The 14,533-nt window shown below is 68.5% G+C and carries 14 protein-coding genes; 10 read left to right on the forward strand and 4 right to left on the reverse strand.

What is annotated here, in order from left to right; all coding sequences use genetic code 11:
• The first annotated feature begins 5 nt into the window (after window positions 1-5).
• The 3 genes from DEU34_RS13645 to DEU34_RS13655 all read left to right on the forward strand — a co-directional run bounded on the left by DEU34_RS13645 (window position 6) and on the right by DEU34_RS13655 (window position 3,787).
• Window positions 6-1,208, forward strand: a complete 1,203-nt coding sequence (locus DEU34_RS13645; protein WP_183042491.1) for an acyl-CoA dehydrogenase family protein — start codon at window positions 6-8, stop codon at window positions 1,206-1,208.
• A gap of 87 nt (window positions 1,209-1,295) precedes the next feature.
• On the forward strand, window positions 1,296-2,582 hold the full coding sequence (locus DEU34_RS13650) for an adenylosuccinate synthase (RefSeq protein ID WP_121151139.1): 1,287 nt from the start codon (window positions 1,296-1,298) through the stop codon (window positions 2,580-2,582).
• Window positions 2,582-3,787: a beta-propeller fold lactonase family protein gene (locus tag DEU34_RS13655; RefSeq protein ID WP_121151141.1), complete on the forward strand. Its 1,206-nt coding sequence runs from the start codon at window positions 2,582-2,584 to the stop codon at window positions 3,785-3,787. The genes DEU34_RS13650 and DEU34_RS13655 overlap by 1 nt, the downstream gene beginning before the upstream one ends.
• Window positions 3,788-3,880: 93 nt before the next feature.
• Here DEU34_RS13655 and DEU34_RS13660 read toward each other — a convergent pair whose 3' ends face one another.
• Complete coding sequence (locus tag DEU34_RS13660; protein ID WP_121151142.1) at window positions 3,881-5,026, reverse strand: AI-2E family transporter; 1,146 nt, start codon at window positions 5,024-5,026, stop codon at window positions 3,881-3,883.
• Between the two features lie 95 nt (window positions 5,027-5,121).
• On the opposite strand from DEU34_RS13660, the gene DEU34_RS13665 reads away from it, so the two are divergent.
• The 5 genes from DEU34_RS13665 to DEU34_RS13685 all read left to right on the forward strand — a co-directional run bounded on the left by DEU34_RS13665 (window position 5,122) and on the right by DEU34_RS13685 (window position 9,504).
• Window positions 5,122-5,439, forward strand: coding sequence for a chorismate mutase (locus tag DEU34_RS13665; protein WP_121151145.1), 318 nt, complete (start codon window positions 5,122-5,124; stop codon window positions 5,437-5,439).
• Window positions 5,440-5,815: 376 nt separating this feature from the next.
• Window positions 5,816-6,919: an ABC transporter substrate-binding protein gene (locus DEU34_RS13670; RefSeq protein WP_396652137.1), complete on the forward strand. Its 1,104-nt coding sequence runs from the start codon at window positions 5,816-5,818 to the stop codon at window positions 6,917-6,919.
• 79 nt (window positions 6,920-6,998) lie between these two features.
• Window positions 6,999-7,871 carry a carbohydrate ABC transporter permease gene (locus tag DEU34_RS13675; protein WP_121151149.1) on the forward strand — a complete coding sequence of 291 codons (873 nt, stop codon included), beginning with the start codon at window positions 6,999-7,001 and terminating at the stop codon, window positions 7,869-7,871.
• Window positions 7,868-8,773 carry a carbohydrate ABC transporter permease gene (locus DEU34_RS13680; protein ID WP_121151151.1) on the forward strand — a complete coding sequence of 302 codons (906 nt, stop codon included), beginning with the start codon at window positions 7,868-7,870 and terminating at the stop codon, window positions 8,771-8,773. The genes DEU34_RS13675 and DEU34_RS13680 overlap by 4 nt, the downstream gene beginning before the upstream one ends.
• A 5-nt stretch (window positions 8,774-8,778) precedes the next feature.
• A complete protein-coding gene (locus tag DEU34_RS13685) occupies window positions 8,779-9,504 on the forward strand; it encodes an alpha/beta fold hydrolase (RefSeq protein ID WP_121151153.1) in 726 nt (241 codons plus the stop codon).
• On the opposite strand, the gene DEU34_RS13690 is transcribed toward DEU34_RS13685, so the two are convergent.
• From DEU34_RS13690 to hisD, 3 genes are read right to left on the reverse strand one after another with little or no spacing between them, the layout of a single operon-like run.
• Window positions 9,464-10,207, reverse strand: a complete 744-nt coding sequence (locus tag DEU34_RS13690) for an HpcH/HpaI aldolase/citrate lyase family protein (RefSeq protein ID WP_121151155.1) — start codon at window positions 10,205-10,207, stop codon at window positions 9,464-9,466. The genes DEU34_RS13685 and DEU34_RS13690 overlap by 41 nt on opposite strands.
• A complete protein-coding gene (locus DEU34_RS13695) occupies window positions 10,207-10,965 on the reverse strand; it encodes an SDR family NAD(P)-dependent oxidoreductase (protein WP_121151157.1) in 759 nt (252 codons plus the stop codon). Before DEU34_RS13695 ends, DEU34_RS13690 begins: the two co-directional genes overlap by 1 nt.
• Window positions 10,962-12,290 (reverse strand): histidinol dehydrogenase, encoded by a 1,329-nt coding sequence (hisD, locus tag DEU34_RS13700; RefSeq protein ID WP_121151159.1) that lies wholly within the window; start codon window positions 12,288-12,290, stop codon window positions 10,962-10,964. Before hisD ends, DEU34_RS13695 begins: the two co-directional genes overlap by 4 nt.
• 110 nt (window positions 12,291-12,400) lie before the next feature.
• On the opposite strand from hisD, the gene DEU34_RS13705 reads away from it, so the two are divergent.
• Both DEU34_RS13705 and DEU34_RS13710 read left to right on the forward strand, forming a co-directional pair.
• Window positions 12,401-13,402, forward strand: coding sequence for a LacI family DNA-binding transcriptional regulator (locus DEU34_RS13705; RefSeq protein ID WP_121151161.1), 1,002 nt, complete (start codon window positions 12,401-12,403; stop codon window positions 13,400-13,402).
• A gap of 130 nt (window positions 13,403-13,532) precedes the next feature.
• Window positions 13,533-14,513, forward strand: a complete 981-nt coding sequence (locus DEU34_RS13710; RefSeq protein ID WP_121151162.1) for an ester cyclase — start codon at window positions 13,533-13,535, stop codon at window positions 14,511-14,513.
• The last annotated feature ends 20 nt before the right edge of the window (window positions 14,514-14,533 follow it).

The following is a 14,533-nucleotide window of genomic DNA, read 5'->3' on the forward strand; positions in this document are numbered from 1 at the left end:
ACGCCATGACATCCGAAGCCACCAGGGTCGCCGCAGCGCGGCCCGCACCCTCGCCCGACCTCACGGCCGACGAGATGGTCGCCGCCGCCGAGGCGATGATCCCCCTGCTGAGGGAGCGGGCGGCCGACGTCGATGCCGATCGCCGCATCTCCGCCGACACCTACCGTCGTCTGGGGGACGCCGGGTTCTTCCACATGCTGAAGCCGAAGAAGTACGGCGGCCTCGAACTGAGCGAGCACGAGCACGCCCGGGTGGCCATGAACCTCGCGCGCGGTTGCACGTCGACCGCGTGGGTCTTCAGCATCCTGAGTTCCGACAACACCGCGATCCTGGCCTTTCCCGAAGAGGTCCAGGATGAGATCTGGGGCCCCGACACGTTCGCGACCCTGGCGGGCAACACCAACATGAACCCGAAGGCCGTCGCCAAGAGGGTGCCCGGCGGGTACCGCCTCACCGGGCAGTGGGGGTTCTGCAGCGGCTCGGACTTCTCGGAGTGGTTGATCTTCAACGCCCCCGCGGGCGACGACGGGGAAGGGCACATGTTCGTGCTCCCGCATTCCGACGCGGAGACCATCGACGACTGGTATCCCACAGGTATGCGCGGCACGGGAAGCCGCACCATGTCGGTCACCGACGTCTTCGTCCCCGAGCACCGCGTGCAGCTGGCGAAGGACACCGTGCACAAGCTCAAGGAGCGGCGTGCGCTCCACCCGACCTTCGACACGATGTGGGCGACGTGGCCGTCGAACGGCCGGTTCCCGTTCGCGTCGTGCGCGGTCGGGGCGGCCTGGGGGGCGGCGGAGCACTTCGCCGAGACGGTCGGCACCAGCACCCGCGTCGCGAACGCCCTCGGCGGGGCCGTGCGTCTGAGCGAATCGGACTACGTCGCCTCCGAGTTCGCCCAGGCGCAGGGAGACACCGAGATGGCCCGACTCCTCATCGAGAAGCGCAGTCTGCAGGCCTCCGAGCGAGCCAGGGCCCGCGTCGAGTCCACCGAGGCGGAGGTCGCACGAGATCTGCGCGACAACGCCCTCTCGACCCGGACGGCGCTGCGCAGCGTTCAGCAGATCTTCTCCCTCGTCGGGGCGAGAGCGGGCAATGCGTCACACCCGGTGTCGCGGGCGAAGCGGGATGTCGAGATGATCTCGCACCACGTCACGCTCAACTGGCGTCAGGGAGCGGTGCGCTACCTGTCCGCCGTGTCCTGAAGGCCGCCCCGGGGCGAGGGGGCGGCGGCGTCCGACGCCCCCTCGGTAGAATGGGACGGATCTGTGCCATCGACGCGAGGAGCGCCCATGCCTGGAATCGTCATCGTCGGAGTCCAGTGGGGCGACGAAGGCAAGGGGAAGGCGACCGACCTCCTCGGCGAACGCACCGACTGGGTCGTGAAGTTCAACGGCGGCAACAACGCCGGGCACACCGTCGTCATCGGCGACGAGAAGTACGCCCTGCACCTGCTGCCCTCGGGCATCCTCTCGCCCGGGGTCATCCCGGTCATCGGCAACGGCGTCGTGGTCGACCTCGAGGTGCTGTTCTACGAGCTCGAGGCCCTCAACGCCCGAGGCCTCGACACGTCGCGTCTGCGCGTCAGCGCCAACGCCCACGTCATCACCCAGTACCACCGCACGCTCGACAAGGTCACGGAGCGCTTCCTCGGGAAGCGTCAGATCGGAACGACAGGCCGCGGCATCGGCCCGGCCTACGCCGACAAGATCAACCGCGTCGGCATCCGCGTGCAGGACCTCTTCGACGAGAACATCCTGCGGCAGAAGGTCGAGGGCGCCCTCGACGGCAAGAACCACCTGCTGGTCAAGGTCTTCAACCGTCGCTCGATCGCCGTCGACGAGATCGTCGAAGACCTGCTGTCCTACGCCGAGCGGCTGCGGCCCATGGTCGCCGACACCTCGCTGCTGCTGAACGAGGCGCTCGACGCCGGCGAGGTCGTGGTCTTCGAGGGCGGTCAGGCCACCATGCTCGACGTCGACCACGGCACCTACCCCTTCGTCACGTCGTCGTCGGCCACGGCCGGCGGCGCGGCGACCGGCGCCGGCGTCGGACCCAACCGTCTCGACCGCATCGTCGGCATCGTGAAGGCCTACACGACCCGCGTCGGCTCGGGCCCGTTCCCCACCGAGCTCTTCGACGAGCAGGGCGAGTGGCTGCGCTCGCGCGGTTTCGAATTCGGCACCACCACCGGGCGTCCTCGCCGGGTGGGCTGGTACGACGCTCCGATCACGCGGTACGCGACGCGCATCAACGGCATCACCGACCTGGTGCTCACGAAGCTCGACATCCTCTCGGGTCTCGAGCAGATCCCCGTGTGCGTCGCCTACGACGTCGACGGGGTGCGCTTCGACGAGGTGCCGGTGAGCCAGACCGACTTCCACCACGCGAAGCCGATCCTCGAGTACTTCCCCGGCTGGAAGAGCGACATCTCGGGTGCCCGCACCTTCGACGACCTCCCGCGGGAGGCCCAGGACTACGTGCTCGCGCTGGAGGGCATGAGCGGCACGCGCATCTCGGTCATCGGAGTCGGCGCCGCCCGCGACGCCGTGATCGTGCGCGCGCCTCTGGTCGACTGATGCGCCTCTGGGTCGGCGGGTACTCCGCGAGCGGCAAGGGCGAAGCCGACGGCATCGGACTGCTGCAGGCGGGCGAGGCCGACTCGCCCTGGGCCTCCGGCCCGCTCGGGCTGGGGCCGACGGCCGTCGTCGCTCCCGGCTCGCCCTCGTGGATCGCCCGTCACCCCTCGCTCGACGTTCTCTACGCCGCCCTCGAGGCCGACGGCACGGTGCAGGCGTACCGTCTCACCGGCGAGACGACCCTCGCGCGCCACGGCCGCCCCGTCGAGGCGGGCTCGGCGGTCTGCCACGTCGGCGTCTCACCCGACGGCGCGTTCCTCCTCGCGAGCTGCTGGAACGACGGGCGCGTCGTGCGGATGGCGCTGGATGCGGAGGGACGGCCCTCGTCGCCATGGATCGCCCCCGCCGCGAACGATCCGTTCGGCCCCGACGCCCCGGTGGCGGCCGCCTCTTCGCCGGTGAGCGACCTCGCCGCCGCGACCCGCGCCCTCCGGGAGGCCGCGGGAACGGAGTTCGCGCATCTCGTTCCGGACCACGACGAGCCGGACGCGGCGGAGCCCTCGCCGGCGCTCGACGGCGCAGCATCCGACGACGTCTCCGAGCCGCGTCCCTCCCGGGCGCACCAGAGCGTCTTCCTCGGCGGAGGCCTCGTGGCCACCACCGACATGGGGCTCGACCTCGTACGTTTCTGGCGGGCGACGACGGGCGGGCTCCGGCTGGTGCAGGAGGTCGTGCTGCCCCGGGGAAGCGGCCCTCGGCACACCGTCTGGCATCCGAGCGGGCATCTGTACGTGCTCACCGAGCTCAGTTGCGAGGTGTTCGCCCTGCGCGCGGGCGTCGACGGGGTGTGGCGCATCGTCTCCGGTGTCTCGCTGTCGCCCGACGTGCAGCTCGGTTCGGACACCGCGGCCGAGATCACCCCCAGCCACGACCGCGGGATGCTCTACGCGGGTGTGCGCGGCAGCGACGCCCTCGGCGTCGTGCGCATCACCGGAGACGGCAGCGGTCTCGTGCCGCTCGCTTTCGTCGAGGCGGGCACGCATTGGCCGCGCAACCACGTCGTGGTGCGCGACACCGTCCTCGTCGCCGGTCAGCGGGCGAGCGAGGTCGTCTCGCTCCTCATCGACGAGCGCACCGGCATTCCCGGGAGGGTGCGTCACCGCACGGCGGCTCCGACCCCGACCTGCCTGCTGCCGACGCGCTGACCGACCGTCGGAGATTCGCGCGAAGGATCGGACGATCCGCCCCGAACGCTCCGACCGCGGTGAGGTTCTCCGGCGGCGGACAGTCCACGGCGGCTACTTCTTCGCGTCCTGACGCGGCACGACGACCTGCTTGACGATCAGCAGGATCGACGCGGTGACGGGGATCGCGACGAGGGCGCCGAGGAGGCCGAGCAGCGTTCCGCCGACCAGGGCACCGATGACGACGAGCGATCCGGGCACCGAGATGGTGCGGTTCATCACCCGCGGCGTGAGCACATATGCCTCGAGCTGCATGTACACGAGGTAGATGCCGGCGAAGATGAGCGCGTCGATCGGATCGACGAACAGCACCAGGATGGTGCCGATCGCCCAGAAGAGCACCGAGCCGACGAGTGGGATGAGCGTGATGCAGAAGGCGACCACGGCCATGAGCGCGGGGAACGGGAACCCGAGGAAGAGGAGCAGGAAGAACGCGACGACCGCGTTGCAGAACGCCAGCACCACCATGCCCATGAGGTAGCCGCCGACGGAATCGGTGATCTGCTCGGTCATATCGGCGACGCCCGCGCGGTTGCGAGCCGGCACGAGGCGCACGAACGCGGTCTTCATGTTCGGCAGCGACGCGAGGAAGTAGAGGCTGAGGACGATCACGATGATGATGCCCGAGATGCCGGTACCGATCGTGATGCCCACCTGGAGCACGCCGCCGCCGATGGCGGCGATGTTGCCGGGATCGGTGAGGAACTTCTGCACCTCGGCGACGATGTCGGTCACGCTGTCGCCGAAGTTCGCCTCCAGCCACTGGTAGACATCGCTGCGCATGAAGTCGCTGACGAGCCCGGGGGCGTCGCTGATGAACTGCGTCACCTGCCGCACCACGGTCGGGATGATGAGCAGCAGGATGCCGACGAGAACCCCCGCGAAGGCGATCGACACCACGACGATCGACCACGCGCGGGAGAGGCCACGACGCCCGAGGAAGCGCACCAGGGGATCGAGCCCCAGAGCGGCGAACAGCGCGAAGGCGACGTAGATGATGACCGTCGAGAGATTCGAGATGGCGATTCCGAGCAGCACCGCCGCGAGTCCGCCGAGGGTGATGAAGAATCCGACGCCGAAGGGGCTGGCCAGATTGGCCCAGATCGGCGTGTTCGGGGAGCGCCCCTCGGAGTGCACTCCATCGGCGCCGGGCGAGGTCGGATCCGCGTCTGAGGCGGACTTTCTGGGGGTGACGCGCATGGGTCACACTCTAGGGCTGCGGTGAGGCGACCACGGGGAACACGGCACTGCGGTGCGCGCCCGGGCAACCGGTATCGTCGGAGCCGGAGGAAGCCATGACCGAACCCACATCGACCGAGTCCGACCCCGCCGTGGTTCTCGCGGGGCTCCGGGGGAGCATCGACAACATCGACGCGGCTCTCATCTTCCTGCTCGCCGAGCGCTTCCGCTGCACCAAGCAGGTGGGGGTGCTCAAGGCCAAGCACGACATGCCGGCGTCGGATCCGACGCGCGAGGAGCAGCAGATCGCGCGCCTCAAGAGGCTCGCCGAAGACGCCGACCTCGATCCCGCCTTCGCCGAGAAGTGGTTCAACTTCGTCGTCGCCGAGGTGATCCGCCACCACCGCAGCGAGGCGGCCGCCCAGCAGTCCTGAGCCCCGTCGCGACGAGTGGCCCGACCGCGTGGCCCGGGGGCGTGGACGCGCCCGCATTGCGCGCTGTGCTCGTCGCGGTGAGCTTATACGTATTCATGTTACGGCCGAGTGTCAAAAGATTTCGCGTCAATTAGGCTTCCCTAAGCCGTGTGCATACGTATACGGTGTGGCCATGTCATCCACTAAGAAGCGCGCATTCGCCCTCATCGTTGCGGCGGCCGTGGGTGCACTCGCTCTGGCAGGATGCGGCGCCGGCAGCCGCACCGGCAACGCGAATGCCACCGAGGTCACTTGCGATTACACAGCCCCCGATTCGGCGACCACCGTCAACGTGCTCGCCTACAACTCCTCCGCCATCGACCCCTTCACCGACACCATGGTGTCGAGTTGCTCCAAGGACGATGTCACCGTCAAGCACGACCCCATCGATTTCGGTGGACAGGTCACCAAGACGACCGCCACCCTGGCGGGTGACACCGGCACCTACGACATCATCGAGACCTACGGGTTCGTCATTCCCGGTCTCGCGACCGACAAGAAGCTCGTCCCGCTGAACGACCTGTACGACAAGTACGCCGCCGACTACGGTCTCGACAAGATCAGCGAGTCGATGCGGACAGGGATGTCGTTCGACGGAGAGCTCTACGCCCTGCCGATGCAGGCGCAGATGTTCGTCATGGCGTACCGCACCGACATCTTCGAAGAGCTTGGCATCGAGGTGCCGACCACGTTCGACGAGATGATCGCGGCTGCCGAGAAGATCAAGGCCGCGGGAAAGATGGACTACCCCATCGCGCTGCCGTGGCTCGCCACCTCCGACGTGTCCACCAGCTTCCAGGCGGCGATGAACTCGCTGGGCGCCGACTTCGTGAACGACGCCGGTGACGTCACGCTCGACACCCCTGAGGCGCAGCAGGCGCTCGAGGCGATGCTCGCGCTGAAGCCCTACATGGACCCGCAGGTCACCACCTTCGACCAGCCCAAGGTGCAGCAGCAGATGTACAACGGCACCGCGGCGATGTCGATCATGTTCTCCGGACGCATGAGCGACCTCACCCTCGACACGAACAGCAACCTCGCCGATTCGTTCGCGTTCGCGGCGCCGCCGAAGCTCACCAGCTCCGCCGAGTACGCCTACAACCGCCTCTCCATCGACGGGTGGTCGATCCCCTTCAACACCGAGCTCGACCACGACATGCTGTTCGTCATGATGGCCTCGGCCGTCAGCGAGGACGCATCGACGGCATCCGTCCCCGCGGCCTACCCGGCGCGCGAGGGCATGGTCACGGCCGAGAACTCGCCCTACGGCGAGGCTGCGAACGAGTCGATCGCGGCCGCGATGCCGCCCGTCGTCTCGCCCGTGCTCGCCGACCTGACGAACGAGATCCGTCCGATCCTCGTTCAGATCCTGGCGGGCAACGTATCGGTCGACGAGGGTATGGCGCAGATGCAGGCCGCGGGAGAAGCCTTCGTCGGCTGATCGACGTCCACCCACAACCACCGACGAGTGCGGCCCGGATCCTGGTCCGGGCCGCACTCCGGCAAAGGGAGTAACGCCCATGAAAGCGCGCGAGTTCTGGCTGCTTTTCGCTCCGAGTTTCCTCATCATGGCGGGGCTGCTGGTCATCCCGCTGGTGCGGACGATCCAGTGGAGCTTCGAGAGCGTCCGCTACGGCACCCCCGGCACCTTCGTGGGTCTCGCCAACTTCGCCGACGCCCTGACCGATGTGCGATTCGGGAAGGCGGCGCTGTTCACGGTCGTCGTCACCGTCATCACGACGGCCATCCTGCTGGTTCTGGGCTACATCATCGCGACCGGCATCAACCGGCTCACGACGTCTCGGCCGCTGGTGCTCGGCATCATGCTGGTGTCGTACGTGCTGCCGAACCTCGTCGGCGCCGTCGCCTACTCGTGGCTGTTCGACGACAACTTCGGAGGCGTGGTCAACCGCTTCATCGGTCTCCTGGGCGGCAGCCAGGTGCTGTGGTTCACCGATCAGGTACCGAACGCGATCCTGGTGATCTCCAACACCGTGTGGCACATGCTGCCGTTCGCGATGCTGATCATCCTCGCGGGCCTCCAGGGCGTGCCGGCCGAACTCAAAGAGGCAGCGAGGATCGACGGGGCGAACGGTCTGCAGACGCATCTGCACGTCATCATCCCGACGATCAGGGGCGTGGTGGGGTTCGTCACGCTGATCTCGATCATGGACGTGCTGCGCATGTTCGACAACCTGATCCCCTTGTCGCCGCAGGCCGCGGCGATCGGCAATGAATCGATCATGCTCTACGTGTACTCCGTGGCCTTCGCCGACGGGGCGCAGAACCTCGGGCTCGGCAGTGCCATCAACGTGCTCACCATCGGGCTGATCCTCGTCATGCTCATCCCCTTCATCCGCGGCATCTTCAAGGAAGCGAGGGTCGCACGATGACGCTCACCAGTGACGGGCTCTCCACCCGTGCCATCACCACCGCAGATATCGAGGGCAAGGGGCCCCGGCGGCGCCGCGGTCGCTGGGGGCGTCCGCCGATCGTCACCGGGTTGCTGCTCGCGATCCTCTGCGTGCTCATGCTCAGCCCATTCATCTGGATGACCCTCTCGGTCACGAAACCCACGAACGTGGCGTTCGCCAATCCGCCGGTGGTGTGGGGCTACGCGCCGACGGTGCAGGCGTTCGTCGACCTCTGGCAGACGACGTACTTCGCCGACTACCTCGTGAACACCGTCGTGGTGGCCGTGGTCTCGACCGTCATCGCGCTCATCATCGGCATCCCCGCGGCGTACGCGCTGTCGCGGTTCCCGAGCTACGTCTCCGCCCTTCTCCTCGTGCTCGCCCTCATCTTCCGGGCCCTCCCGCGGTTCGCCGTGGTGCTGCCGATGTACGACATCAGCCGTGCGCTCGGCATCTACGACACCACGTTCGCCCTGGCGATCGCACTCGTGGCGATCAACCAACCGTTCACGATCTGGCTGTTGCGCAACTTCTTCGCCGAGATCCCGCGCGAACTGGACGAGGCCGCGATGATCGACGGATGCAGCAGGATCGGGATGCTGCGTCGCGTGATGATTCCGCTGATGGGACCGGGAATCCTCACGGCCGGGATCTTCGTGTTCCTGTTCGCGTTCCAGGAGTACCTCACGGCGCTCGTGCTGACGGACTCGTCGTCGAAGACGGTGCCGGTCTTCATCGCCACGCAGCTCGGCCAGACGCTGCCGATGCTCCAACAGGCGGGAGCGGCCTCCATCCTCCTGACCATCCCGGTGGTGGTGATCGCCTTCATCGCGCAGAAGTACCTCGTCGCCGGGCTCAGCGACGGCGCAGTGAAGGGCTGACCGGGGTGTCGGCCGTGCCGCTCGTCCTCCTGGCGGGGATGAACTGCACGGCCGACCTCTGGGCGGGGTGCGGGCTCGACGATGCGCTCACTCCCGAGCTGACCGAGGAATCCATCGACGCCCAGGTCGAGCACCTGCTCGATACGCTGCCCCCGACGTTCGTGCTGGGTGGGCTGTCGCTGGGGGCGATCGTGGCGATGGCGCTGATCGCCCGGGCACCCTCCCGTGTCGCGGGGCTCTGCCTCGTCTCGACCAATGCCAAGGCGCCGACCGACGAGCAGCGACGATCGTGGCGGGGCTGGATCGATCGGCTCGACCGCGGCGAATCCGCCCGGTCGCTCCAGGAGTCGATCATCGACGCGCTGCTCACACCCCGGATCGTGGTCGATCGGCCCGACCTGGTGGCGCGCACCGCAGCGATGGGGGAGTCGACGGGAGCGGAGGCCCTGCGCGCGCAGTTGTCGATGCAGGCGACGCGCACCGACCAGCGACCGGGCCTTCGGGCCGTCCGGGTGCCGACCCTCGTGGTGTCGGGTGCGCACGACACGGTGTGCCCCCCGTCGTTCCACGTCGAGATCGCGAACGAGGTCAGGGGTGCGCGGGTGGTGTCACTGGATGCGGGGCACCTGCTGCCGCTCGTGCAGCCGGCCGCCTTCGGCGCCCTCGTGCGTTCGTGGCGCGACCGGCGCCTCAGCCCCGCGGGGTCAGCAGCGTACGTAAGTGGCCCATGAGGGCGTGGGCCAGGTTGTAGACGACCAGGTGCGCTCCGTCGTCGAACGCCGCGGTCGCAGCATCCGTCGTGCCCACGATGTCCATGCGGAGCTTTCCCGCCTCCGCGATCGACGCGTTGACGCGCGCGGAGGCCTCGGCGACGGGGAGATCGTCGGCACGCGACGACGCGGCGAGGTCGGCGGGGCCGATCATGATCCCGTCGAGCCCGGGTGTCGCGAGGATGTCTGCGGCCGCCGCGACCCCCGCGGGGGATTCGATCATCCCGATCACGAGGGTGTTGTGGAGGAACCAGTCCTTGTGGGCCGCCGCGTCGGTCTCACCGAAGCGTCCGGCGCGACTGTAGGTGGCGAACCCGCGGGCTCCCAGAGGCGGGTAGTGCGCCGCGGCGACGAGCGCGGCGGCATCGCGGGCGTCGTCCAGATGCGGCGCGACGACTCCGACGGCTCCCTGGTCGAGCACCCGGAGGATCGAGCCCCCGTCGCCTTCGCCGACGCGCACGATCACGGGAACGGTGTGCAGGCCCGCCGCGGCGATGTGCTGGCGGAGGGCGAGGAGGTCGGCCGGGCCGTGCTCGCAGTCGATCAGCACGAAGTCATAGCCCGCGACCGCGGTCATCTCGACGAGCTCCTCGGCGGGCATCCGCAGCAGCACGCCGAGGAGGCGCTCGCCGGCCAGCGCGCGAGCGCGCAGAGACCCGGGCATCACGCGACCATCCCGGCGGACAGGTCGATGTCGGCACCGCACATGCCCGACATGCCGAGCATCGCCACGACGGCGCCGCCGACCTCCTCCTCGGTGACCATCCGGCCCAGTGCCGCGCGCGACACGAACGCCGCTTCCGCGTCGTCGACCGTGCTTCCCGAGCGCTCCGCCTCGAGGCGGAAGTTGCGCTCCATCCGCGGCCCGGCGACCGGACCCGGCGAGAGGGTGTTGACGCTGACGCCGGCCGGCCCCACCTCGAAGGCGAGAGTGGACGTGAGCCCGAGGACGGCCATCTTCGAGGCGGTGTAGGGCGTGCGGTGGGCCAGCGGCCGCTTTCCCGACACCGACGCGATATTGATCACGTCGCCGGAACCGCGGGCGGTCATGGCGGGCAGGAACGCCCGGCACATGAGGAACGTACCGCGCACGTTGATGTCGAAGACCTCATCCCACTGCTCCACCGAGATGTCGGTGAGAGCGGCGACAGGACCGGCGATGCCGGCGTTGTTGACGAGGATGGAGATCTCGGTGCCGGCCAGCGCGTCGCGGAGCCGGTCGACCGAGGAGGGGTCGGCGACGTCGCAGACGACCCGCCGCGCCCTCGTCCCCAACCGCTCGACGACCGCGTCGAGCTTCGACGAATCGCGGCCGACGACGACGACCTCGGCACCGGCCTCGTGCAGCGCCGTGGCGATGGCCGCCCCCAGTCCGCTCCCGCCGCCCGTGATCACCGCGGTGCGGCCGCCGAGATCGGTCATCGCGCGCCGGCCTCCGCGCCCACGCTCTCGTCGATCCACCCGAAGGAGGCGCCGCCGTGACGCCACGCGCGCGCATCGCCCGAACGGGCGTGACCTTCGAACAACTCCACGCGCGCCGCGCGTCCGCACACCTCTCCCAGGAGGGCGGAGGAGGACGGCTCGACGATCTCCTGGTAGGTGACCGTGCGCAGGTACTTTCCGACCCAGAGTCCGCCGGTGTACCGCGCCGCGCCGAGGGTCGGGAGCACGTGGTTGGTGCCGATGACCTTGTCGCCGTAGGAGACGCAGGTGTTCTCGCCGAGGAAGAGGGCGCCGTAGTCGTGCATCTTGGTGAGGGCCTCGCGGGGCTCTTTCGTGAAGATCTGCACGTGCTCGAACGCGAAGGAGTCGGCCAGCTCGTAGGCCTCATCGATGTCATCGACGACGATCACCTGACCCCAGTCGCGCCAGGCGGGCTCCGCGTAGTCTCTCGTCGACATCCCCGGCAGCAGGGCCTCGATGTGAGCGATCACCTTCTCGCCGAGCGACTGCGAGGTGGTGATGAGCACGGCGGGCGACTCCGGGCCGTGCTCGGCCTGCGACAGCAGATCGACCGCGGTGAAGAACGGGTCGGCGTCGTCGTCGGCGACGATGAGGATCTCGGTCGGACCGGCGAAGAGGTCGATGCCGACCTCGCCGAAGAGCTGGCGCTTCGCCTCGGCGACGTAGGCGTTTCCCGGGCCGGCGATGAGGTTGACCGGGTCGATCGTCTCGGTGCCGACCGCCATCGCCGTGACCGCCTGCACCCCGCCGAGGATGTAGATCTCGTCCGCGCCGGCCAGTTTCATGGCTGCCACGGTCGCCGCGGGGATCTCACCGCGGATCGGCGGCGTGCACGCCACCACGCGCGGGACCCCCGCGACCTTCGCCGTGATGATCGTCATATGCGCCGAGGCCGTCAAGGGGTACTTGCCGCCGGGGATGTAGGCGCCCGCGGCCTGCACGGGGACGTGCTTCTGTCCGAGATGCACGCCGGGCAGGGTCTCGATCTCGATGTCGGTGAGCGAGTCGCGCTGAGCTTGGGCAAAACGGCGAACCTGGGCCTGGACGAAGACGATGTCGTCGATCACCTGCTGGTCGAGGGTGGCCATGATCTCGGCGATCTGCGCGTCGTCGAGACGGAAGGACTCCGCGGTCCACTTGTCGAACTGGTCGGCGTAGCGGCGCACGGCCTCATCGCCGTTCGAGCGGATGTCGGCGATGATCGAGCCCACCCGGGCGGCGACGTCGGTCTGCGCGGTGTCGGTGAACGATTTCGTCGGAGCGCTCTTCAAGTAAAGGGGCATCGGTGCATCCTCTCGTGCATACGTATGTGCTCATCATGACTGCGTATGCATAGACAGGTCAAGCGGTCCGATAGACTTTGACGCGTCGTGGCGAGACCGCAGGGGGTGCAATGGCTGTCACCAGCAGAGATGTCGCCCGCCTCGCGGGTGTCTCGCAGCCGACCGTCTCTCGAGCGCTCCGCGACGATCCGCGCGTCTCGTCGGAGACCAAGAAGCGCGTACGGGAGGCCGCCGATCTCCTGGGGTATGTGCCCAGCGAGGCCGGTCGGGCACTGTCGTCGGGCCGCACGCGGCGCATCGGTCTGCTCGTCACCGATCTGGACAACCAGTTCTACTCCCACATCATCGCTCCGGTGCACCATGAGCTGGAGGGCATGGGCTATCAGCTCGTGCTGCACACCGAGACCGCCGACAACGAGACGGTCGCCGAGCGGCTCATCGCCAACGGGCTCGACGGGGTGATCCTCGCGACGGCGACCGTGGATTCGGTGGCCCCGTTGCGGTTGCGCGACCGAGGTCTGCCGTTCGTCTACTTCAACCGGACGGCCGCCTTCGTCGACGCCGACGCGACGGTGGTCTCGCCGATGGCCGGCTTCTCGGATGCGGTGCGGCGCGCTGTCGAACTCGGTCACCGGCGGGTGGGCGCGGTGCTCGGCCCGAGCAACACCAGCACCGCGCAGACGCGCGAGGTGGCGTTGCGGGCCGCGCTCGCCGAGAGCGGCGTGAGTCTGGATCCCTCACTCGTCCGTCGCGGGAAGTTCGACACCGCCTGCGGAGACGCCGCGACGACGGAGCTGCTCGCCCTCCCCGATCCGCCCACCCTCATCTTCTGCGGAAACGACGTCGTCGCCTACGGTGCGCTGAACGCCGCCCGCCGGGCGGGGGTCGCCGTGCCCGATGACGTGTCGATCGTCGGGTTCGACGACCTGCCTCCGGCGGCGTGGCCGATCATCGAGTTGTCGACGATCGCGTACGACTTCGCGCAGATGGCGAGAGAGGCCGCGAAGCTCATGGCCCGACGCATCGAAGACCCCGACGCCGAGGTCTCGCACGTCGAGTTCCAGACCTCCTTCGTCGAGCGTCGAACCCTGGCGGTCGCGCCTCCTCGCTGACGCGGCGACCCGGTCAGCGCATGCGCTGACAACCTCTTGCGGGCTTGTTGTGCATACGCATACACTGCCAACAACGACACCCCGCCCGTCACGAAAGACGCGGCCGGGACCAACCTCAAGGAGTTCACGCGTGCCTCTCGATCCGGTGGCCTACCAGCCGTATGCAGACCCCGACGACTTCATCCGCGAGGTCACCGACCTCATCTGGGTGGACCGGTCGATCAGCTACATCCGCGAGAACTACGAACCCGACTCGATCGTGCACGGGGCCTACGGAACCTCGACGTCGCGCGACGAGGTGATCGAGGGCACTCTCATGCGCATCTCGGCGACGCCCGATCGCACCGGGCAGGCCGAAGACGTCATCTGGGAGGCCCGCGGCGACGACGCGTTCCTGAGCTCGCACCTGGTGCTGTCGGGTCACCTCCAGGCGCCGGAGTACAGCCGCACCATCGCCAACTGCCTCTACCGACGAGGCCGCATGGTCGAGGAGTGGGTCGCGCGCGACACCCTCGCCGGCGCGCTCGAGCGCGGTGACGACCTCGACGAGCTCGCCCGCGCCCAGGCCTTCCGCGGCTACACGGGGTCGTGGACGGAGCCCGCGCCCGTCGATCCGATCGCCCGGGGCGATTCGGGTCCGCGCGCCGACGACCACCGCGCGGAGGTCGAGACCGTGATCGACATGATCCAGACGGTCTGGAACGATCGCGACCTGCAGAAGGTCGAGAAGTACTTCGAGCGAGACCTGGTCCTCCTCACCGTCGGCAACCGCCTCGTCATCCGGCCCGAGGGGTACCGCCGTTCCCTGCTGCGCTTCCTCGAGGCCTTCCCGGCCGGGCAGTTCGAGATCCGCGACATCCAGACCAACTACGACGTCCGCTACGCGGGCCTGCGCGTGGCCGTCACGTGGAAGTTCGTCGGCGACTACTCCGGCAAGCCGAACTACGGGCCCCTCACCGGCAAGCCCGTCGACCTGCTGGGCATCTCGCAGTTCACGTTCCACAAGGGGGCGCTGACGAAAGAGGTGCGGCTCTGGGACGACATCGCCCTTCGCGCCCAGATCGCCGGCATGCGCGGCGACGAGAGCGTCGGCCCCTCCAACATCTATTGATTCGCACGACACGAGAGAGA

The organism is Microbacterium sp. AG1240, from assembly GCF_003635115.1.
Lineage (GTDB): Bacteria > Actinomycetota > Actinomycetes > Actinomycetales > Microbacteriaceae > Microbacterium.